The organism is Mesorhizobium sp. M0244, from assembly GCF_040321795.1.
Classification (GTDB): Bacteria; Pseudomonadota; Alphaproteobacteria; order Rhizobiales; family Rhizobiaceae; genus Mesorhizobium.
Genome location: NZ_JAMYSE010000026.1, coordinates 50,358 through 70,671, shown reverse-complemented (window position 1 = coordinate 70,671; position 20,314 = coordinate 50,358). Strand labels below are relative to the sequence as shown.

Annotated in this window: 23 protein-coding genes and 1 tRNA gene; 8 read left to right on the top strand and 16 right to left on the bottom strand. The window is 60.9% G+C overall.

Going from position 1 to position 20,314, the window contains the following annotated elements:
• The coding region (locus NKJ08_RS17800) for an aminotransferase class I/II-fold pyridoxal phosphate-dependent enzyme (protein ID WP_352782456.1) at positions 1–868 on the bottom strand (868 nt) is incomplete at its 3' end.
• A 40-nt stretch (positions 869–908) separates the two neighbouring features.
• Complete coding sequence (locus tag NKJ08_RS17795) at positions 909–1,241, bottom strand: hypothetical protein (RefSeq protein WP_352530411.1); 333 nt, start codon at positions 1,239–1,241, stop codon at positions 909–911.
• Positions 1,242–1,392: 151 nt separating this feature from the next.
• On the opposite strand from NKJ08_RS17795, the gene phaC reads away from it, so the two are divergent.
• The 3 genes from phaC to NKJ08_RS17780 all read left to right on the top strand — a co-directional run bounded on the left by phaC (position 1,393) and on the right by NKJ08_RS17780 (position 4,922).
• Positions 1,393–3,228 carry a class I poly(R)-hydroxyalkanoic acid synthase gene (phaC, locus tag NKJ08_RS17790; protein ID WP_352530409.1) on the top strand — a complete coding sequence of 612 codons (1,836 nt, stop codon included), beginning with the start codon at positions 1,393–1,395 and terminating at the stop codon, positions 3,226–3,228.
• 215 nt (positions 3,229–3,443) lie between these two features.
• On the top strand, positions 3,444–4,676 hold the full coding sequence (locus tag NKJ08_RS17785; RefSeq protein WP_352530407.1) for a YcbK family protein: 1,233 nt from the start codon (positions 3,444–3,446) through the stop codon (positions 4,674–4,676).
• A 171-nt stretch (positions 4,677–4,847) separates the two neighbouring features.
• Positions 4,848–4,922, top strand: a tRNA-Glu gene (locus NKJ08_RS17780).
• Positions 4,923–4,929: 7 nt separating this feature from the next.
• On the opposite strand, the gene NKJ08_RS17775 is transcribed toward NKJ08_RS17780, so the two are convergent.
• The 3 genes from NKJ08_RS17775 to NKJ08_RS17765 all read right to left on the bottom strand — a co-directional run bounded on the left by NKJ08_RS17775 (position 4,930) and on the right by NKJ08_RS17765 (position 6,551).
• Positions 4,930–6,036 carry a tyrosine-type recombinase/integrase gene (locus NKJ08_RS17775; RefSeq protein ID WP_352782454.1) on the bottom strand — a complete coding sequence of 369 codons (1,107 nt, stop codon included), beginning with the start codon at positions 6,034–6,036 and terminating at the stop codon, positions 4,930–4,932.
• Positions 6,033–6,224 (bottom strand): hypothetical protein, encoded by a 192-nt coding sequence (locus NKJ08_RS17770; RefSeq protein WP_352782452.1) that lies wholly within the window; start codon positions 6,222–6,224, stop codon positions 6,033–6,035. Before NKJ08_RS17770 ends, NKJ08_RS17775 begins: the two co-directional genes overlap by 4 nt.
• A gap of 141 nt (positions 6,225–6,365) precedes the next feature.
• A complete protein-coding gene (locus NKJ08_RS17765; protein ID WP_352782451.1) occupies positions 6,366–6,551 on the bottom strand; it encodes an Arc family DNA-binding protein in 186 nt (61 codons plus the stop codon).
• Between the two features lie 125 nt (positions 6,552–6,676).
• Between NKJ08_RS17765 and NKJ08_RS17760 the strand changes: the two genes are divergently transcribed.
• The gene (locus tag NKJ08_RS17760) at positions 6,677–7,006 is read left to right on the top strand and encodes an Arc family DNA-binding protein (protein WP_352782449.1); all 330 of its coding nucleotides are present in this window, start codon (positions 6,677–6,679) and stop codon (positions 7,004–7,006) included.
• A gap of 49 nt (positions 7,007–7,055) precedes the next feature.
• On the opposite strand, the gene NKJ08_RS17755 is transcribed toward NKJ08_RS17760, so the two are convergent.
• Together NKJ08_RS17755 and NKJ08_RS17750 are read right to left on the bottom strand one after the other, a co-directional pair.
• Positions 7,056–7,418, bottom strand: coding sequence for a hypothetical protein (locus NKJ08_RS17755; protein WP_352782447.1), 363 nt, complete (start codon positions 7,416–7,418; stop codon positions 7,056–7,058).
• Positions 7,418–8,113 carry a hypothetical protein gene (locus tag NKJ08_RS17750; RefSeq protein WP_352782445.1) on the bottom strand — a complete coding sequence of 232 codons (696 nt, stop codon included), beginning with the start codon at positions 8,111–8,113 and terminating at the stop codon, positions 7,418–7,420. The genes NKJ08_RS17755 and NKJ08_RS17750 overlap by 1 nt, the downstream gene beginning before the upstream one ends.
• A gap of 94 nt (positions 8,114–8,207) precedes the next feature.
• On the opposite strand from NKJ08_RS17750, the gene NKJ08_RS17745 reads away from it, so the two are divergent.
• The 3 genes from NKJ08_RS17745 to NKJ08_RS17735 all read left to right on the top strand — a co-directional run bounded on the left by NKJ08_RS17745 (position 8,208) and on the right by NKJ08_RS17735 (position 9,813).
• Positions 8,208–8,450, top strand: coding sequence for a helix-turn-helix domain-containing protein (locus tag NKJ08_RS17745; RefSeq protein WP_352782443.1), 243 nt, complete (start codon positions 8,208–8,210; stop codon positions 8,448–8,450).
• A gap of 82 nt (positions 8,451–8,532) precedes the next feature.
• A complete protein-coding gene (locus NKJ08_RS17740) occupies positions 8,533–8,925 on the top strand; it encodes a hypothetical protein (protein WP_352782442.1) in 393 nt (130 codons plus the stop codon).
• A 351-nt stretch (positions 8,926–9,276) separates the two neighbouring features.
• Entirely contained in the window at positions 9,277–9,813 is a 537-nt protein-coding gene (locus NKJ08_RS17735) for an acyltransferase (protein WP_502906339.1), read from the top strand.
• On the opposite strand, the gene NKJ08_RS17730 is transcribed toward NKJ08_RS17735, so the two are convergent.
• The 9 genes from NKJ08_RS17730 to NKJ08_RS17690 all read right to left on the bottom strand — a co-directional run bounded on the left by NKJ08_RS17730 (position 9,803) and on the right by NKJ08_RS17690 (position 19,144).
• Positions 9,803–12,820 (bottom strand): SGNH/GDSL hydrolase family protein, encoded by a 3,018-nt coding sequence (locus NKJ08_RS17730; protein ID WP_352782438.1) that lies wholly within the window; start codon positions 12,818–12,820, stop codon positions 9,803–9,805. The two genes, NKJ08_RS17735 and NKJ08_RS17730, sit on opposite strands and share 11 nt — an antisense overlap.
• A gap of 454 nt (positions 12,821–13,274) precedes the next feature.
• Positions 13,275–13,835, bottom strand: coding sequence for a hypothetical protein (locus NKJ08_RS17725; RefSeq protein ID WP_352782436.1), 561 nt, complete (start codon positions 13,833–13,835; stop codon positions 13,275–13,277).
• Positions 13,832–14,236: a hypothetical protein gene (locus NKJ08_RS17720; RefSeq protein WP_352782434.1), complete on the bottom strand. Its 405-nt coding sequence runs from the start codon at positions 14,234–14,236 to the stop codon at positions 13,832–13,834. The genes NKJ08_RS17725 and NKJ08_RS17720 overlap by 4 nt, the downstream gene beginning before the upstream one ends.
• Positions 14,237–14,398: 162 nt before the next feature.
• Positions 14,399–14,806, bottom strand: a complete 408-nt coding sequence (locus NKJ08_RS17715) for a hypothetical protein (protein WP_352782432.1) — start codon at positions 14,804–14,806, stop codon at positions 14,399–14,401.
• A gap of 81 nt (positions 14,807–14,887) precedes the next feature.
• Complete coding sequence (locus NKJ08_RS17710) at positions 14,888–15,262, bottom strand: hypothetical protein (protein WP_352782430.1); 375 nt, start codon at positions 15,260–15,262, stop codon at positions 14,888–14,890.
• Positions 15,255–15,473, bottom strand: coding sequence for a hypothetical protein (locus NKJ08_RS17705; protein ID WP_352782428.1), 219 nt, complete (start codon positions 15,471–15,473; stop codon positions 15,255–15,257). The genes NKJ08_RS17710 and NKJ08_RS17705 overlap by 8 nt, the downstream gene beginning before the upstream one ends.
• Entirely contained in the window at positions 15,473–17,263 is a 1,791-nt protein-coding gene (locus tag NKJ08_RS17700; protein ID WP_352782426.1) for a phage tail tape measure protein, read from the bottom strand. Before NKJ08_RS17700 ends, NKJ08_RS17705 begins: the two co-directional genes overlap by 1 nt.
• Before the next feature lie 771 nt (positions 17,264–18,034).
• Positions 18,035–18,706 (bottom strand): hypothetical protein, encoded by a 672-nt coding sequence (locus tag NKJ08_RS17695; protein ID WP_352782424.1) that lies wholly within the window; start codon positions 18,704–18,706, stop codon positions 18,035–18,037.
• Positions 18,707–18,847: 141 nt separating this feature from the next.
• On the bottom strand, positions 18,848–19,144 hold the full coding sequence (locus NKJ08_RS17690) for a DUF982 domain-containing protein (RefSeq protein WP_352532333.1): 297 nt from the start codon (positions 19,142–19,144) through the stop codon (positions 18,848–18,850).
• A gap of 302 nt (positions 19,145–19,446) precedes the next feature.
• Here NKJ08_RS17690 and map point away from each other — a divergent pair, with 302 nt between their 5' ends.
• Entirely contained in the window at positions 19,447–20,274 is an 828-nt protein-coding gene (gene map, locus NKJ08_RS17685) for a type I methionyl aminopeptidase (RefSeq protein ID WP_352532331.1), read from the top strand.
• Positions 20,275–20,314: the final 40 nt, after the last annotated feature.

The window sequence follows — 20,314 nt, the reverse complement described above, 5'->3', positions numbered from 1 at the left end:
TGTCGGCACCGTCGCCGTTGAGTGCATGCGCCGCCGCAACCTGGATCGGCGTGAAGGCGCCGTAGTCGAGATAGGATTTCACCCTGGTCAGCGCCGAGATCAGCCGCTCGTTGCCGACGGCAAAACCCATGCGCCAGCCCGGCATCGAAAAGGTCTTCGACATCGAGGTGAACTCGACCGCCACATCGATCGCGCCCGGCACCTCCAGCACCGAAGGCGGCGGATTGCCGTCGAAATAGATCTCCGAATAGGCAAGGTCCGACAGGATGATGATGTCGTTCTTCCTGGCGAAGGCCACCACCTCCTTGTAGAAATCGAGCGAGGCGACCAGTGCCGTCGGGTTGGACGGATAATTGAGGATCAGCGCCAGCGGCTTCGGGATCGAATGGCGGATGCCGCGCTCCAGCGCCGGGATGAAACCGTCGTCCGGCTCGACCTGCAGCGAGCGGATGACGCCGCCCGACATGATGAAGCCGAAGGCGTGGATCGGATAGGTCGGATTGGGGCACAGGATCACATCGCCGGGGGCGGTGATCGCCTGCGCCATATTGGCAAAGCCCTCCTTCGAGCCCAGCGTCGCCACCACCTGGCTGTCCGGGTCGAGCTTCACGCCGAAGCGGCGGGCATAGTAATTGGCCTGGGCGCGGCGCAGGCCCGGAATGCCGCGCGATGACGAATAGCGGTGCGTGCGCGGATCGCGCACGACCTCGCAAAGTTTGTCGACGATGGCCTTGGGCGTCGGCAGGTCGGGATTGCCCATGCCAAGATCGATGATGTCGGCGCCGCGCGAACGGGCACTGGCCTTCAGCCGGTTGACCTGCTCGAAGACATAGGGCGGAAGCCGGCGGACCTTGTGGAATTCTTCCATGGCAGTTCCAGACAGTGAGGTTGCGGTCGCGCGTATAAGCTTATTTGCAATTAGGGTCGAGAGCGGGGTCGCATTTACCTTCGATCTGCTTCAGCGCCTCGGCGCCGTGTTTTTTTGCCAGTTGGTCCAGCGCTGCCTGGTCCGCGACCTTGACGACGCCGCCCTTCGCGGCCTGGCCCTGCTCCTCGGCCTTCAGTTGGGCGAGCTTGGCGTTCTTTTCCTCGTCGGTGAATTGCTCGGCCGCCACCTGCGGCGGGATGTTCAGGTTCGGATAGGAACCGGTGTCCTTCGCGCCGGCGAAGCCGGCGGCGGGCGCTGCACCCTCTATGTTGCTGCTCGTGCAACCGGCCATCGCCAGCAGGACGACCGCCATGCGGCAAAAACGACCAGTGCCGGAAAAAACGTTCTTGCCAATATTAATCGTCATATTGTTTTCCTGGCGACCGGGTTAGAGCACATTGGACCCTGTCTGATATCCCATGGTAATATGTCAACAAAACGCTTCGGGAGGAACCCCGCGAACCATGTCCAAAACACCCGATTCGGGCAAAGCGGAAGATGACCAACCTTCGACCGTCGAGCAATATCTGGTGAAGGACCCGGAACGCTTCGCCCTGAACATGGCACGCATGATCGAGCAGGCCGGCAAGGCCGCCTCGGCATGGGCCGAGCCGCGGGAAAAGGGCGAGGTGCGCGATCACGTCGCCGAGCCGGTCGTCGACATGGTGAAGACCTTCTCCAAGCTCACCGAGTACTGGCTCTCCGACCCGCAGCGCGCGCTGGAGGCGCAGACGCGGCTGTTTTCCGGCTACATGACCGTCTGGGCCAACGCCGTCCAGCGCATCGGCGCCGGTGCCGAGGACGCCGAGGATGCGGTCAAGCCCGAGCGCGGCGACAAGCGTTTCCAGGACCCGGAATGGGGCCGAAACGCCTTCTTCGATTTCCTGAAACAGGCCTATCTCGTCACCTCGCGCTGGGCGGCCGAACTGGTCGAGCACGCCGATGGTCTGGACGAGCACACCCGCCACAAGGCCAGCTTTTATGTCAAGCAGGTCTCCAACGCCATCTCGCCGTCGAATTTCATCCTGACCAACCCGGAATTGTTTCGCGAGACCGTTGCCTCGAACGGCGAAAACCTGGTGCGCGGCATGAAAATGCTGGCCGAGGACATTGCCGCCGGCAAGGGCGACCTGAAGCTGCGGCAGGCCGATTATTCATCCTTCGAAATCGGCAAGAATCTCGCTACCACGCCCGGCAAGGTGGTCGGCCGCAGCGACGTCGCCGAGATCCTGCAATACGAGCCGACGACCGACACCGTGCTCAAGCGGCCGCTGCTGATCTGCCCGCCATGGATCAACAAATACTACATCCTCGACCTCAACCCGCAAAAATCCTTCATTCGCTGGGCCGTCGAGCAAGGCCACACCGTCTTCGTCATCTCCTGGATCAATCCGGACGAGCGGCACGGCGCCAAGAGTTGGGAGGCCTATATCAGGGAGGGCCTGCAATACGGCCTCGACACGATCGAAAAGGCCACCGGCGAAAAGGACGTCAACGCCATCGGTTATTGCGTCGGCGGCACGCTGTTGGCGGCAGCGCTGGCCTTGATGGCGCAGGAAGGCGACCAGCGCATCAAATCGGCGACCTTCTTCACCACGCAGGTCGATTTCACCTATGCCGGCGACCTGAAGGTGTTCGTCGACGAGGAGCAGGTCGCGGCCGTCGAAAAGGCGATGAGCGAAAAAGGCTATCTCGACGGCACCAGGATGGCGACTGCCTTCAACATGCTGCGCTCGGGCGACCTGATCTGGCCCTACGTCGTCAACAACTACATGCGCGGCAAGGATCCCCTGCCCTTCGACCTGCTCTACTGGAACGCCGATTCGACCCGCATGGGCGCGGCCAACCATTCCTTCTACTTGCGCAATTGCTATCTCGAGAACAGGCTTTCGCAAGGCATGATGGAGTTGGCGGGCCGCGCGGTTTCGCTAAAGGACGTCACCATCCCGGTCTACAATCTCGCCTCGAAGGAAGACCACATCGCCCCGGCGCTTTCGGTGTTCCTCGGCTCGAAATATTTCGGCGGCGAGGTCGATTACGTCATGGCCGGCTCCGGCCACATCGCCGGGGTCGTCAATCCGCCGGCGGCGCAGAAATATCACTACTGGACCGGCGGCAAGCCGGTAGGCGACTTCGACGAATGGTTCGCCAAGGCGGCCAATCATCCTGGCTCATGGTGGCCGCACTGGCAACGCTGGATCGAAGCCAAGGACAATGCGCGCGTTCCGGCCCGCAAACCGGGCGAGCACATGCAAGTTCTGGGCGAAGCCCCCGGCACCTATGTCAAGGTGCGTGTGTAACCATCTGTAATGTGTGGTGAGTTGACGCGCCGCGAAAAGCGGGCGAAATGGTGCCGTCAACCCTGAGCAGCCTTGATTCATCCTCTAGCCACCAAATTACTTTGAGGCTTGCAGATTTGGCACAGGTCTCGTTTCCGGTTCGGGAACAAGGGTCATTTCGACGAGACGTTTCGACGCCGCGCCAATGACGAACCGGTCGGATATCGAGGGGGAATTTGGTTTTGAAATCAGCAGGATCGCGCCTTGCAAAAGGGGAAAGCCGCGCCATTGTGGCGGCGCTTTTCTCGGTGCTCCTGGCGTCCTGCACCTCTGCCGGCGACCCGACCATGTCCGTCGGCATGCCTGGCTATAACGCCTCGGCCACCGAAATCAGCACGGCCGCCGGCGCGCCCCAGGCCAGTACGGCCGCGTCATCGTCGCAGATGACAAGCGCACAAATGACGATGAATACCGAGGGCGACGCCAGTCTTCCCGCGCAGGTCGCCTATGTGCCGATGGCCAAGCCGGGGGCCAAGCCCGACGCCGGCTTCCCGATCGCCGTTCCCACGGCAGCCGAGACGATCGCGGGACACACGCCGCAGCCGCTGCAACCAAACGCCCAGACGGCTGAACAGGCCGTGGCGCAGAACACTGCCGGCGCATCGAAGTCCGACGCCAAGGCCGCCGCGCCGGCGATGGACAACCCGGTCTATGTGACCGCCGGCGAAATGCCGCAGCCGCAGGCCTATGCGCCAAAGAAAAGCTTCCTGGCCTCGCTGTTCAGCGCTACGCCTGCTTCGGCCGCACCTTCTTCGCCGGCCAACAGCAGATCGGGCGGGCAGCCAGCGGTCGTGCAAGCCAAGGCGACGCCTGCGGCAAAGCCCACCGTCACCCTGGCCTCGGCCAATCCGGCTGAAAAGCCTGTGCAGCTGGTGTCGACCGGCCATACCAGCCACTTCACGGCCGATGCGCTGCCCGGCGTGCGTCAGACGGCGCTGTTCGAGATCAAGCGCAAATCCGGCCTCGACGATGAGAGTGATGTCGACCTCAATGAAGACGAAGGTTCGGGTGGCGCCTACCAGGTCGCCTCCGCCGCCGGCCTCGCCCGGCTGGCACCCAACGGCCTCCTGAAACAGAACGAAAGCGTCGACGTTGCCTGCTTGAAGCCGTCGCTGGTTCGCGTGTTGAAGACGATCGAAGGCCACTACGGCCGCAAGATGACGGTCACCTCCGGCTATCGCGATCCGGCCCGCAACCGCCGCGCCAACGGTGCCAAGAATTCGCTGCACATGTACTGCGCCGCCGCCGACATCCAGGTTCCCGGCGTCTCGAAGTGGGAACTGGCGAGCTATATCCGCACCATGCCGGGCCGCGGCGGCGTCGGCACTTATTGCCACACCGAATCCGTCCACGTCGATGTCGGCCCCGAGCGCGACTGGAACTGGCGCTGCCGCAGGCGCGGCGGCTAGTCTCTTCTCGTGCTGCGATGCCCGCCTTCTCTGCGACATTCCTGATGCGGCGGAATCAGACTTGGCTGCCGAAAAAACGCGGTTTGGCGCCAAAGGAAAAAAGTTGTCGCAGCCGGCGGCAGACGGGTTGCCGGTTTGTCGCGACGCAACTATAAGCGCTCACATCTGAGCGCGCCCATCGTCTAGCGGTCAGGACACCGCCCTTTCACGGCGGTAACAGGGGTTCGATTCCCCTTGGGCGTACCACCTTCATCTAATTTCCCTTTTCTTTCAAAGCCTTGCGGCGGTGAATGTCCAACTTTTCTACCGGGTTGGACAAATCCTGTTCCCTTTTTGCTCTGGACACCTTCTCCATGCCAGTGTCGCTCAACCGCTTCCGGTTGAACTTCTTGACGTAGGTTCGCGCCTCATCAGGCGTGCGGTGGCCGAGGAAAGCCATGATCTCCAGTTCGCTCGCGCCGGCATTACCAAGACGCGTCGCACCGGCCTTTCTGAGGCCATGGGAGGCGCAGTGCGGCAGGCCGGCGGCAATGCACTGATCGTGAAACCAGTTGCCGAATGTCGTCGGCTTGTACGGCCTGTCGCCGGTGTGCGTGAGAAACAGCATCCGATCGCCAGGAACCAGCGCTAGAACCTCCTCGAGCTCCTCGAGGATGGGCAAGTCCACATCGCCGCCGGTCTTGCCGCGGCGATAGGCGATTCTCCCGTGGCGGACGCTCTGGCGCCCCAGCTTGACAACATCTTGCCGAGCGGCCCCGGAATTGAGGATCAGCCGCAGCGCGAGAGCCGCCTTGGAAGCGATGCCATGATGCGCCTCGAACTGGCTGATCTCATCTTCGGTCCAGGTATGGAAGCCATCCTGGTTTTCGGCATAGCGTTCGACATCAAGCGTCGGGTCGACGGCGATCAGCTTCTTGCGCATCGCGAAACGGCATAGCCTGCGAAGCAGTTTCAGCAGATGGTTCGCGGCGGATGGCGTGTCGGCCTTCTTGCCGATGATCGCCTCGACGTGCTCCGTCCGCAAAGTAGCGACACGCCGCTTCCCATACGTCTTGCTGAAGCGATCGAAGTCCTTGCCGAGATTGTACTGCGAGGTCGGTCGAAGCTTCTTCCACTTCGGCGAGCGCTTGTAGTGCTCAATCAGCCAATCGAATGTACCGTATTGGTGCCGGGAAGGCATCGCGGCCGCGCGGGATCCTTGCAGCGCGGCCTCATAGGCTTTGCGGAATTCGATCGAGCCGTATTCGCCTGGCAGATAGGTCTGCGGCACGCCCTTTTTCCGGAAGCGCCAACGCATTTTGCCGTGGCGATCGGGGGCCGGCGAGACGCCGGGGAATGGGTTAGCCGCGCGGCGTTTCATGAAAGGACATCGTCCCATTCGCTGGCGTCATCGCCACTCTGCGCCCCCCGGCGCGTGGTTTCAACCTGCACCTCGACGCGGCCATCTGGATAGGAAACAAACTTGGCTCGATCATAGCCAGCGAGCTTGGCCGCCTTGAAGAGGCGCGTCGCGTCCGCTTGGGTGATTAGCGCAGCTCTGTTGGCCATTGGGTTTATTCCGACCTGGTGAAAAGATCGCGGATGCAGCCAGGCCCGACAAAACCGGCTGCATCCGCTTTTTGCCTACCGCACGGTACATCCGCGCGCGATAGGCTTTCCCCAATGTGTCCAATCGCAACGCGGCGCAGATTAAGTGTTGTGATTGTCATGTTCGTCCCCTCGAGCGTCGAGGGCCTTTTGGAGCATGAAATTGATTTGACCGTTCATTGTCCGCATTTCCTTTTGCGCCGCTTCCGCAATCCGGTCACGCATTCCATCCGGCATGCGAACGACGAACTTCTCCAGCAAATCCGAGGGCTGTTTCTGCTGTGCCATGGCTGAGGCTCCCTGTGGGCAAATCATTCCAAGCCGCAACTATCATAGCGGAGCGCTATCACTGTCAACGATCAGGCGGTGTTTTTTTACTAGCGGAGCGCCACCAGACGAAATAGGCTTGAAAAATGGCTCCAAAAATCTCCCCTTCCGATCTCGTCGACAAATTCGTGTTGCGCATGCCAGACGGTATGCGAGAGCGCATTGCCATCGAGGCTCACCGAAACAAGCGGTCGATGAATGCCGAGATCATAGAGGTTCTTGACCGCGAATTTCCTGCAGCGCCTTCGCTTGAAGAAATTTTCGAACAAGTCGACTTTCTAATCGACATGTACAAAAAAGATGCTGATGACCTGGTCCGACGCGACATGCTGTCGATGCTCTCGGTCATAAAGATAAAGTTCGACGAGCTGCGCAAAAACAGGTCCGAACACAAACCATCAGACTCTAACGAGTGATCGGGCGCTTCTGCGCCGTACCGTTCGCCTTCTTGCAGAAAGGACGTCGCTATCCGCCGTCGGCCATCGCCTTGATGTCGTCGACCAAGCTTTTGAGGATGGAGATTTCGAGCTTCTCGTCGTCCGCGAAGTCGCGCTCGCGAACCCTGACTTTCACGGCCAGGCCCTCAATGGTTTTGGCCCGCGTCTTCATGACCTTATCGAGCGCGCGGGCGAAAGCCGCGGCCCTTTTCTCCTCCTTCTTTTCCGCCTTTGCGATGCGCGACCTGAGGCGATTGATCGCCTCCTCAAGCTCGTCCTCGAGCTTCGCCGTTCGATCCGTGGCCGCGTTCCATTTGTCGCTCGCAGAGTTGAATTTGGATTCAAGCCGGAGGAGCTTGGCGTCGAGGCTGCGCCTGGTGGTCTTACCCATCACGCCGCCTCACCTGCCAGGCGTCTGATATCGGCGGCGATCGATATCAAGGCCTCGCTCTTGGCGTCAATTTTGTCCGCCGCCCGGAGCTTGACAACGAGCCCCTGCAACGTGTGGGCCGGCGTTGCCAAGATCCGATCGCCGACCCTGAAAAACTCAGCGGAGCGCGCGCTGTAGGCGGCTTCTGCGGCATCAATACCGGCCTCGCGGTATATCTCATCCACTTTGTCTTCATGGGCCTCCTGCAAAGCCCTGCACGCGGCCCGCTGCTCTTCACACGCCCTGTACCAATCACGCAAAGGGGCCGGCTGTTTCTCCGGATATGCAAGATCGCGCACTAGCATGCCACCCATCATTTCGCTCAGGTAGTCCGGCATACTCGGTTCCTTCCATGCCGCAGGCCGCGGCGGAAACAGCTTATCGGCCTTCCTGCCGACCCGCTCGCAGGCCTTGTTAGCGCGATTCATCTGAGCCTCGGCTTCCGCCATTTCCTGATCGAGCCAGAACAGATCGGCGTCGGGATGCTCGGCAGGCTCGGCCAAAGCCGGCAACGCGACGGGCAGCGCTGCGAGGGCGCCTAGGACAGAACGGCGCGAGACACCATTCTTGGCCGGAACGGTTTCTCCAAAATTGTTCTCGCCTTCAAATATTTTCGGCAAGCCTTCGGCGGCTGCCGCAACGAGTGCGTTCGGCATTGCATTTGCTCCTAGGTTCGCGTTGTGCGATAACCCATTTTATGTAATGTTGCCGGTTTGAAGTCAACCTATTTTATGTAAGGTATCCGAAAACATGTCACTTACACCGGCGCAGTGCCGCGCAGCGAGAGGTCTGGTAGACTGGTCGCAGGCGCAACTCGCGCATGCCGCGAAGGTCGCCACGAAAACCCTAGCGGATTTTGAGCGCGGGAAACGCACACCGTACGATCGCACATTGGAGGATGTTAAAGCGGCCCTCGAATCGGCCGGCGTGATCTTCGTCGACGAGAACGGCGAAGGGCCAGGCGTGCGGTTTAGGAAGGGCCATTCGCGATGACGGCGGATTAGTGTCGAACTTGCAAAGCGGAGCTGCTTGTCGCAATGAACGGAGGCGTTAGAGATCGGTCAGGAGGTCGGAAATGATATATCACTTCGATGGCGTGAAGTTGGACAGCCTGACGCCGGAAGAGCGTGGCGCTGCTGTTTTGCTTGAGGTCCAGAACCCAATAGATGGAAACGCTCGGGTTCGAATTCCGTCAAGCCAGCTGCACCGTCTGGTCCTTGGTCTTCTTGAGGCTTCTCAGGATCTCGCTCGGAGGCGCAACGATCCGATTCAGATGGTCACTCACGCTAAGACTCTCACGGCAGCTTTGTCGCCCCAGATGCCAGAACATTGCGTGGTAAAGGTCGAGATCGCCGAGGGCGCGCAGCCCCTTGCCTTTAGCTTTCCGACGGCTGAATTGCTTCGTCTAGTCGAGGTCGTCTCTCAACTTCCGGGCCAGACAAACCGGGGCACCAACAAGCTGAATTGATACAGGAAGTTTCGACGTGGTGGGGATGTTCAAACGGCTTTTGATCAGGATCGCGGCAAGAGTATTTCCGCCGCCCCCGGATTTTGTGTGGCCCTCACCCCCCACACCTTTGGATGGTCTGGATTTTGTCGCGGCAAGACGTCACCTCGCCGAGTTGCCGCCGTGCCGTGTGATTTCCCGCCTAGATCAATTTGGCCCCGACAATCGTTGCCCGGCATGTGGCCGCACAGACGGTACTTTTGAGGATATGCAAGCGTGCTGGCCGCCGGCATCCTTCGTCGCATCTCATCCGGAATTCGCAAGTATAGAGGGGCTTATCTTGGTCAAAAAGCAGCCGCCGGTTTATCACTGATGCCGTTCGTTCCTCCGTTCTTGTATCGTTTGGCCGGCATCAACGCTGGCGCCGGCACAAAGATGAGCATCCGGAGCGTGCGCACTGCCCGCAAAGGTCGCCATTCCTTCGGCGAAAAGTGCGAACTTCACTGCCGCTTTTCCTTCGATCGGCCTGAAGCGCAGATCACAATCGGACGGGATTGTTTTATCGGGAATAGCCACCTCGTCGCGGCCGAGAGCATCACCATCGGCAACGATGTAGTGATCTCCTGGGGTGTTACTATCGTCGATCACAACTCGCACTCTCTCGACTGGAAACAGCGAGAAAAAGACGTCGCAGACTGGCGCCGAGGAAAAAAGGACTGGACAGATATCGGCATCGCGCCGGTAACCATCGACGATCATGCCTGGATCGGCATGGGCGTGACGATCCTCAAAGGCGTCACGATCGGTAAGGGAGCCGTGGTAGGCGCGGCTTCGGTCGTCACAAAGGATGTTGCGCCCTTCACCGTTGTTGCTGGCAATCCGGCAAAGCTCATCAATGTCAAACGCTAACCAGCGGGGCAATGGTCGCCGCCCACTCCGCCGAACCGACATCGTTGGGATGGATGCCGTCTGGCACAGAGCCGGTGCCGTTGGTAGTCAGCGTCAGGCCGTCGATATAGAAGATGTTGGCGTCGCCGGCCGCCGTCAGCTCATTCACTGCATCGAGTTCCGACTGACGGTAATCGGCGATCTTGAGGGTGAGGGTGTCGTTCGCCGCGGAGATCCAGTTCGACGACACAACGTATATTTTGACCGTGGGCTTGATGGCTCGCAGGTTGGCGATTAGTGACTTCAGCGCCGCTTTGAAACCGGCCAGAGAGGTCTGCGCGGTGCGATTGTTGAAGTCGAATGTGATGAAGGCGACGTCGGGATTGGCATTGCCGAGATCGGTTCCCCACGCAGCCGTGACACCAGAGGAACCATAGCCGAGATTGATGTGCTGCCAGCCCTTGGCGCGGCAAAGGATTTCCATCCAAGTCTTATCGATGCTCGTTGCATTGAAGCCCTGATCGCGGCTGTCGCCAAGGAACACCGCGCGCGGCAAAGTCGAGCGTGGCGTTGGCAAGGTGATCGGAGCGCCATAGGTCGTGAGGCCAAGATGCTCGATTGCCGCCGAGTATGGCATGACGATCTCGATCAGGCGATCGGCATTCGAAGCGAAGTCCAGCCTGACGACAAACTTGCCGAGCGCCTGCGCCGACGTGAAATAGGTGTTGTGCACCCCGTCAACGAGTATCTGGCCCTTGCCATTGTAGCTGCCGCCGATGGTGTTGAGGTTCTGAAAGTGGAGCACGACAGAGGTTGCGCGCGTCTTGAACCGGCGACGCCAGCCAGGGTTCGCGTTCTGGTAGCCGCCGGATGAGATTGGCCTGATGCCGCTGACCTGAGACGACGTTGCGGTGAGCGTCGCGGCATAGTCGCTGTCCTCGATGTTGGGATCGTTCGGAGCAACGTCGATGGCCGGAGCAACACCGGTCGAGCCGAAGTTGGACCAGGCCGTCAGTTCGGTTGCGTCCATCGTCCTAAGCCGGAGCGTCAGCTTTGCGATGGTGCCGCCCATCGGGAAGTTACCAGAAATACCACCACCGATGCGCAGCCTCGTGAGGCCGGTCGGGACAGTCACGACACTGTCCTGCGCGCCGACCGAGCCGTCGAGCGCCGCCTGCGCGTAATTCGAACCCCAAGAGGCCGCCAGCCGCGTCGTCTTGTCGACAACCGTGATGCCGGGCAGGACGTTGGCCCTGACAACGTTCGCCTCTCTGATGGTGAACTGCCCTCCACCGAGCGATGACATGTTGCACTGGATATGATTGTTTGCGGTGGCATCATCGAGCTGTGCCATGGTGCGCTGGACGTTATCCGGCGCCTGGGTGCGGCCTTCGATAAAGATCGATCCGAGTGCCGCGTTGAGCGGAATGGTTGTCAGATCGATGCTGATTGCATCGACCCCGCGCGAGAAGAACGCCGTCGTGGTCACCATCGGGCTGCTTCTATAGTTGCCATTCTCGTTCTGCACGAGGTCGATGGCAAAACTGTCGCCACTGGTGCCAATTCTGAAGCCGACATTCGGGTTCGCAAGCGTCTGCGCCGGGATGCTCATCCGGTTCCAGTAGGCATCGGCCGGCGTCACGTCGGTCCAGGTCGTGCCGCCATCCTCCGTCATATACAAAGGCCCGGTGCCGACGAGGCGCTTGACGTACGCCGTCTGAAAGAAGGCCGCAGAAGCAATGGTGATGGCCTGAAAGATCGTCGCATCGGCAGCAGTTGCGGTGATCGAAGACGCCGAGTTGGCGACACCATCCAGCCCGACCTGATCTTGCGCGGCCGTCATATTGGTCGCGACCCAGACCAGAGCCGCCGAAGAAATCGTCTTGGTCGCGCCGCTGGTCGCGCCGGTCAGCGTGCCGGTCATGGTGCCGGCACCGCCCGACAGAGCGTAAATGGTCGACGTTGAATTGCCGGCCCGGTAGACGCCGCTGCCGCCGCCGCTCGCGTTCACCGTCTCGCCGTCGACAAAGACGCCGGCGCCGGCCGTTACGGTCAGCTGGTGCGTGATGCGCAGCGAGCGGTTCTGCAGCAGGCGGTTTGCCCGTGCCACCTCGCAAAGAAGGCCTCTCGGCGCTTGCGACTTGTAGTCATAGGTGAAACGAGGAACGTTGACCCCGGCCTGCTTCAGCAATCCCAGCTTGTCGAAATACCAGCCGGCCGTCACGCGCACCACAGTGAGCTTTGGCGTCACGTTGCCGAAGAAGCGTTTCGCCGGAGCGGCACCATCCTTGATCAAAATGCTGGGAACTGGCGCATCGAAAGCGATTGCTATTCCGCTGTCGTCATATTGCAGCGCCGCCGACAACTCGGTCAGCGTTGCCGCAGAACCCGAAAGCTCGACCGCCGCAGTGCTGGGGAACCGCTTGATTTCGGTCGCCACGCCCGAAAGATCACGATAGAGAATAAAGCTTTCCAGCGTATCGCCGGATGGCACGAGAAAATATTCTCCCTCGGCCACTGCTGCCAGTCCGGCCGTTGTCGACGCATAAACCTTCCCCGCCGCCAATGCGGCATCGCGTGCTGCCATGGCTCCTGCGACAGCAGCATCGGCAGAGACGACATCGGCAGCGGTTGCAACCCGATCAGCGGCGGTCGCGACGCGATCGGCTGCGGTCAGGCCGGCATTGGTTCCCGAAGCCGTCGCAAACCCTTGTGCAGCACCCGCCGCGGTCTCGGCGGCGACGCGGGCGGCGGCGACGGCGTCGTTCCACGCGGCCTCCGTACCGACGAAGCCGAACTCGACCGCGATCTGATAGGCCGACTTGCCGAAGGTGCTGACGCCGGTCGTCACCCAGACGCCGTCCACCTTCTGCCACAGCGTGCCGTCCGCCAGCACGATGGCAAGGTCACCGCTGATGCCGAAGTCGTCGACGAGATCGGCCGCCGAAGCTGCAGACAGCATCGATCGGCCCGGCGCGCCGCGAACGATGGTGACATTGGGGATTTCGAGAATGGCGTTGTGCGACATCTAGTGTTACCTTTTGAAAGAGAAGATGCCCCGAGGCAAAGCGCCCCGCTAATCCGCAGAGGGGTTTTCCGCATCGAACCTGGCATTCCAAGCCTCTGTGAAGTGCTTCCAAGAGGAAGCTTCCGCGCGAGCGGCCGGCGCCATGCCAGCGGACGGCGACGAGGTATCAGACTGTGCGTTCAGGCCGTCCGCGACTAATTTCCACGGTTGAACGGCAGTCACGCTCCGGGACATTCCCGGCGCGTGCAAGGCCGTGCCATGATCATCTCGCGAGATACCCTTAAGCGCAGTCTCGTATGCCAAATTGGTGTCGGCGCGCCGGAACGCGGCCAACACCCGCGCACCATCGGGCGAATTCAGAGCCTCGAGGACTGCGCTCTCGTCTTGAGCCGTCATTGCTTCTCGCACTGCGGCTAACATGCTTTTTGCCATTACAAACCCTCCGGCTTTGATGTCAGGCAGTCTCGCTGTCGTGACTATCCGCTAGGCCGAGTTCAGCATCCGGCGCCAGGATGATTGCCGGGTTGGCATCAGGGCGACGAGGTAGGTCCGCGCCCAATGCTCGTTCCACTTCACGGCATGCCACTTCTTCAGCGACTTCGGAGGAAAGTATATCGGCATCAATTTGAGCCAGGCGCGCCGAACGAACTTCCGGTGTCAGTCCATCTCTGGGCATCGTGGCAAGCATTGCAGCCTTCATGCGCGCAGGGTCCAGCGCCGCGAGCACCGCAAAAGGGTTACTCTCAATCGCCCGTTTCAGATCGCCGGTAACACTCAGATGCATTGGGTTGCCGCGCACCAGGATCGGGAAATGTAGGGGATCGGCCTTTATTGCTGCTTCAATCTGCCGGTCAATTTGCCTTTCGATCGTCGCGATATCATCCGGCGCTGCCTCGATGCGATGGCGCTCCGCCTGAAGATCCTCTATCCGGCTGCGGATCGCATCCAGATCGGAACGGGCGTCGCGACTGGCGCGCTGGAGCAGCGCAAGTGCATTTTTCACAGCGCCCTTCATTTGGGTTCTCCAATCCGGAATTCTTCAGGCAGACCTGGTAGTCCCCTGCTCATCAGGGACCTTGGTTGATGACCTGTCGCATATTCCCGACACCGCCCAGCGATTGAGGCGAGGTGGATCCACTTCTCGGTCAAAAGATCTTTCCTGACCTTTAGTTGTTTAATTTCAGCCTCCAGAGCAGCGACCTCTTTTTGTTGGATTTTCGCGAGATCTTCGTGAGATTCCATGTGCTTTTTGGAATTGCCGAACCTCTCGCCCGCCGAAATCTTGGCCAGAACTCTTTGCAACTTCGATCGAGCTTCCATCTCGTCCCGGCTTGCTGCAATAGAGGCTGCATTGGCGCCTTCCGCAGCGGCAATGCTTGCAGCCAGCCTTTCGGGATCAATTGAAAATGTGCGCATTTTGCAGACCTCTTTTGCAGGGGCGAGGCCTCCCCGCGGTTTTTTGAAGAGGAGACTACAAAAAACAGCAGGGAGGCTTCTATTTCCTCATCCGCTCACGATGAGAACGTCAGCAAGCTGTGCACTAGGTGGATCACCGCGGCAGCAATGTTTTAGAAATTTTCAATCGCGATGATTGTCCTGCGAGGCGTCCAGGTCGGCCCAGATCGTGTTCCATGACTTCGGACTGACCCCGTCTCTGGCAAGGCGCGCGAAATAAGCAGCTTTTGTTCCCGGAAGGGGATCATCTCCGGAAACATCGCCAGCCATATGCCAGTCGGATGCGATGAGCTTGGCGGCCACAGTAATCGCCTTGCCGGGGTAAAACACGTTCCACATGCGGCGAAGAATATTCCTTCGCAGAGCACGCGCATCAGGAACTTGATCGGCGTCGTCGACGAGCTGCCTCAGGATCAAGAGGCCGGCCAACACGTCTTCAGTCTCAGGAAAATTGCCGGCCGCGAGATGGTCGGCGATACGTCGAAACCGACGTGCACTCTCGATGGCATCTTTGTCGAGCGGCGCACCCATTTCGCTCAAACCTTGGTGTTGGGGAAAGAATTACCCCCTACCCCCCAAAGGCCTCTGAGCCCCAGCCGCAAACTGTCGCCTCTAGACATCGACATGACAGGGCTCCAAGGCGCCGCCAAGCACATAGACGACAGCGCCTTCCATTTCGCCCGCAACGCCGCCCTGCGCCTTCACCGCCGCCACGCCGGCAGCGCTGAGCGCGCCTGTGGCCAGGTCAAGCCTTTCCCCGCACCGATCGCACATCGTACACCATTCTGCATTCTCGCGACGCCAGGCGCCCATGGCGTGGCCGCGCGCGGTTGCCCGGCGCGTGGCCGAGGCTTGCGCGGTGGCGATGCTCAACGCCGGCAGCAAGGGTGCAGCGCGGGCGTGGTAAGTCGGCAATGTTTCACGGGAAGAGCACTGAAACGGCGTCGAGGCTGCGCCTCCGGCCAATGAGATCGCTCGCTTAGGCATCGACCCCCGCGCCCCCGTTCGCCAGGTGTGCGGCCACTTCCTGCCAGAGATCCGCGATGCGATTGCTTGCTTCGGCGATCATCAGCCTGCGAAACAACCGGTCCTCCCGATCGTCGATCTCGGCCATGGCGCAAGCGATCCTGACCAGCTCAGTGTGTTCCTCACCGATCCTCTGAAACCGCTGCGACAGAAATTCGCCGTCGAACCCCATCAGCGCGGCCCCATAATGCGGCCAGCGTCAGACCGGCCTGTGTCGGCCCTGACCCTGCTGAGGGACGCCTGCGCGATCGGTACCGGCCGAACATTGGCGTTGAAGGCGGCAGCAGCGTCGACGCCGAGCTGCTTGCCGACACCCGCCAACATCGAAGCGAATGTACTGCCGCCTTCCCTGGCGGCCTCATTGATCGACCGCGCGGAATCGGTGATCGACCGGCCGCCGTCGTCGAATGCTCCCTTGAGATCCGCGGCAGCAGCCGCTGTGGCCCGGTCCATCGCGCTGAAATCAATCTCAGAACCGAAATAGCCGGCCGGCGTTTGTTCGAAGGCGCCGTTACGCACCGCCGCCGCCTGGCCGCGACCGTAGAGCCGGTACTGCTCGGCCACGGTTGGCGCGACGGGGCGCGCGGTCGGCAGCGGTATGCGGCCCGGCTGGTCCTGGCGCCTCGACGGCTGTTCCGGGCTGGCGCTCATCGGCCCCTTGGCGGCGATCAAGCCTTCCGGCGAACGCCAGCCGCCCTGAAACGCCTTCAGCCCCTGGTCATGATTGTCGAAGCCGTTGCGCGCCCACCACATGCGCTTTTCCCAAAAGCCCATGCCTTCCTTGTCGAGTTGCGCGTTGATGAACTGCGCCTTGTCCATATTGGAGCTGACGAAGTCCATGGCGCCGGTCGCGGCAGGCGCAATGCCGCCGCCGATGGCCCTGCTCATGCGCTCCCATGAAGCGGCCATCCTGTCGATCTTCGCCTTGTTCCCGTCGAGGATGACACCAAGATCGCGCATCGTGGCGCCATCGACATTTTCGAGCGCCTTCTGGAAACCTTCCATGGCGCCGCGCCCTTGCAACAGGGCGCGCATGCCTTGCATGAACTGGGCATCGGTGAACAGCTGCGGGATCTTCGACAGATCCCCTTTGAGGGCACGCTCGGTCAGCTCGATGAACACGTCGAGCAGGTCGCGGCCCTCCTTGCGCGCCTTGGCCATCTCCTTGCGCAGATCGATGCCGAACTTCGAGAAGCTCTTCGCCGTCTCGTTCGACTCCATCTTCTGCAGCACGTTCTGCAAATTGGTGGCGGCCGAGCTGGCATCACCGGTTTGCAGGCGCACGGTCTGAAGCATCGACGCCAGCTTGCCCAGACCCTTCTCGCCCTCGTAGCCGAGCGCGGCCATGGCCGGCGCCAGCGACGGCAGATACTGGGCCATGTCCTTCAGCTCGAACTTGCCCTGCTTGCCCGACGTGACGAGGATGTCGAAGGCACGCTGCATGTTGTCGCCGGTAAACTTGAACGAGCTGCCGATCGCATCCGCCGTGGTGGCGATGTCGGCAATATCGGCGCCGGCGGCCTGCGCCGTGGCAGAGACAGCCGGCAGGAAGGACAGCGCATCGTCCAGGCTGCGGCCGGAAGCGACAAGCGCTTCGAGACCGTCCGTGATGCCGTCCTGCGTCATCGAATAGTCGATCGCCGCGCGGTCGACCGTGCGGAACATCTCGCCAAGCTTGTCCTTGCTGGCATCGGCGTTGACGGCGATCCTCGTCAGCCTGCGTTCGGCGTCGGCGAAGTTGGTCACCAGCGCCCCGGCGCCGCGAACGACCTGGTAGCCTATCACGCCTCGCACAGCGTTCATGGCGAGCATAGAGGTCCGCGCCATCATGGTTTGCGTCCGATTGAACGCCAGCGCTTTCTGGTTGACCTGGTTGAGCTTGCTCGACATCTGGCTGAAGGCGCCCATCGAGCCGAGCTTGGCCGACAGGCGCAGAATAGCCTCGATCGTGTTGTTAGCCATTACGGTTCTCCTTTAGGTTGCGTTGTGCGTGCGGCACGCGTGCACACACATTCATGCGTGTACCGCCTGCGAGGTGGCCTACTAGAAAAATCTCGGGCTCCCCCGGGCCCGTATGGGTCGGAGATGCTGATACGGTCCCTACACCGGGGGTGGGGTCAGCCTCAGCCGGATGGCCCTTGCCGCGCAGATCGGGCGGCAGATATTTCAGCAGGTGCCGCACCTGCTTGGGGGACCGGTTGAGGCTGGAAGCAAGTGAATCGACGCTCCAACCCCGCTCACCCACCAAAAGCCGCGCCGCCTCGGCCTGCAGGCTGAGAGGTAATTTGCGGATGCTCGCCGGACGCTCCGCAAAGTTCGGCGCCCGACGCCAGAGTGCTCTCCTCAGCTTTCCCGTACCGAAACCTCGGGCTGACCCAGGCTCAGATTGATGATCTTTATCCATCTTCCTTGCTTCACCACTTAGCGATAGTTTAGCGATAGTTTGGCGATAGTTTTATTATTATAATTCAATGGGTTCGGCAGTTGCGACAGTTTTCAGTCGTTATAGGGCTGGGAGTAATTATCCCGCACCCTGTTTTCTCTACGTATAGACCCTGCAAAACTGTCGCAGACTATCGCAACCATTTGATTTTATTGGCATATTCTCGCTGTATAGACTGTCGCGAAGTGTCGCAAGGTATCGCAAGTGTCGCGCCGGAAAAGCTAATGAAAACAACGAAAGCGCCACTTTCCGGCAGTGCGCTGACCTAAAGCGGGGGTACGGGGTTTCAGTCATTTGAACCGCGCTTCATAGGTGATGATGCGGCCGGCAACACGCCGAATGCCGGTCTTCTGCATCAGCAATCCAAACCTCGTGAGGGTCAGATGAGGCGCGATCATCTCATCCGCCCATTCAATGTAGGCTTTGTGAAGCTGCCGTGCGGCGATGCCGACCCGGCAGTCTGCGACCAGGCGCGCCTCGACGAATGCGCCGACGTAGTGCAGCAAGCTCAAGTCAGGGGGTCCGGGGGATTTGCCAACTGGCGGAAGACCGAGATCCTGCCACAGCTGGCGAGCAGCTCTGGCGCCAAATAACCGACTGGCAGCGTCGACGACGTGGGCTTTCGACGCCAACTCCGACCAGTTTTCGGCAGCCGCGGCGCGCTTATAGGCTTTCCATGCGTCGGCAGCGCGCCCAGTGTTACCGGCCTGCTGCGTCCAGTCGCGCCGGCCGGCTTCGTCCAGCGCGTTCCACCAAGCCATGCCGGCGTGTTCGTCGGCCGTCGGCGCGGGATCTTGCGAGTTCGGCGATGCTAGGCTTCCGATTGCGTCGGTGCCGACGCAATCCTTTCGCTCATCAACGGAAGGCCGGTTGGACAACGCGGCGAAAGCTGCAATGTTTTCAATGGGGGCCCTGCGACCGGTTGGGCAACCTAAGTGCTTGATCTTGCGAGAAACAAGCACGCCCCTTGGGCGTACCAGAGATTTTCAAGCCTTAGCACTTGCCATCGCTGACGAGTGCTGCGTAACCTTACTGGACCACCCACTCTGATGAGGATGTCGGCAAAGGCTGCAAAGACAAATCGAGGATTTTGTTGATGGCGGCTACGCCCGCAGCCCCCTCGCCTCGCCGCTGCGCTTGCGCGGCACCATCATATCCCTGGCCAGGAGGCCGCTCACCCGACAAAAGGCCATGAAGGCCCGCCATGCGTCCTCGGTCTCGACGATGTCCACAGTGGCGCCGAAACAGGCGTTGAACGCGGCCTGGTAGGTTGGCCCCTTCCGGCGAACCGGCCATGTTTGCAGGAAATCGAGCGCCTGCTCGACGCTGTAGATTTCCTCGACCGGCTGGCCGGGCACAGGCGCGATCCGCACCGGCACCTCGAATTGCAGTCTGTCCATTCGATCTCTCCCGAACCGACGCCCCCGCAGCAACGCCGTTCGTCGCAAAAAGTTGCCGTGGCGGCTTCATGCTTGGCCGCCTTCTCGCCTAGAAATGTGTCGTCACTGCGGTAGCCAAATGAACCGGTCGGAAGGCATGGGCCGCTGCAGGCAAGGAGAGTGCCCCCAAAGGCCTGAATATCGCCGGTCTTCGGTTGTCGCCGGCAGTTCGTCCTTGAACCTTGCGCTTTCCAGTGCCAAATCTGGGGAGATTTCTCTCGCGGGGCTCATCCAGGCCTCCCATCCCTGCAAGACGGACAAAAATGGTCACCTATCTCGACGCCGCCACGGCCCCGCTCAGAAACACCGGCCAGATCCGTCTTTACGACGAGGAAGGCTTTGCCGGCATGCGCAAGGCTTGCGATCTCACCGCGCGCTGCCTCGACGAACTGGTGCCGATGGTGGCGCCCGGCGTCACCACTGAGGCGATTGATCGTTTCGTCTTCGAGTTCGGCATGGACCATGGCGCGCTTCCGGCGACGCTCAACTACCGCGGCTACACGAAATCATCCTGCACCTCGATCAACCACGTCGTCTGTCACGGCATACCCGACATCAAGCCGTTGAAGGATGGCGACATTGTCAACATCGACGTCACCTATATCCTCGACGGCTGGCATGGCGATTCCTCGCGCATGTATCCGGTGGGCACGATCAAGCGTGCCGCGGAGCGGCTGCTCGAAGTCACGTATGAGTGCCTGATGCGCGGCATTGCGGCGATCAAGCCGGGCGCCCGCACCGGCGCCATCGGCGCCGCTATCCAGACCTATGCCGAAGCCGAGCGTTGCTCGGTGGTGCGCGATTTCTGTGGCCACGGCGTCGGCCGGCTGTTTCACGACGCGCCGAACATCCTGCATTACGGCAGCGCCAGCGAAGGCGTGGAGATGCGGCCGGGCATGATCTTTACCGTCGAGCCGATGATCAATCTCGGCCGGCCGCATGTAAAGGTGCTGTCGGACGGCTGGACTGCGGTGACGCGCGACCGGTCGCTGTCGGCGCAGTACGAGCACACGATCGGCGTCACTGAGACCGGCTGCGAGATTTTCACGCTGTCGCCAAAAAACCTCGACCGCCCCGGCCTGCGAGCCTAGTGTCTGGCAGATCGGGCGTCACCTTGCCCGGCAAATGCTG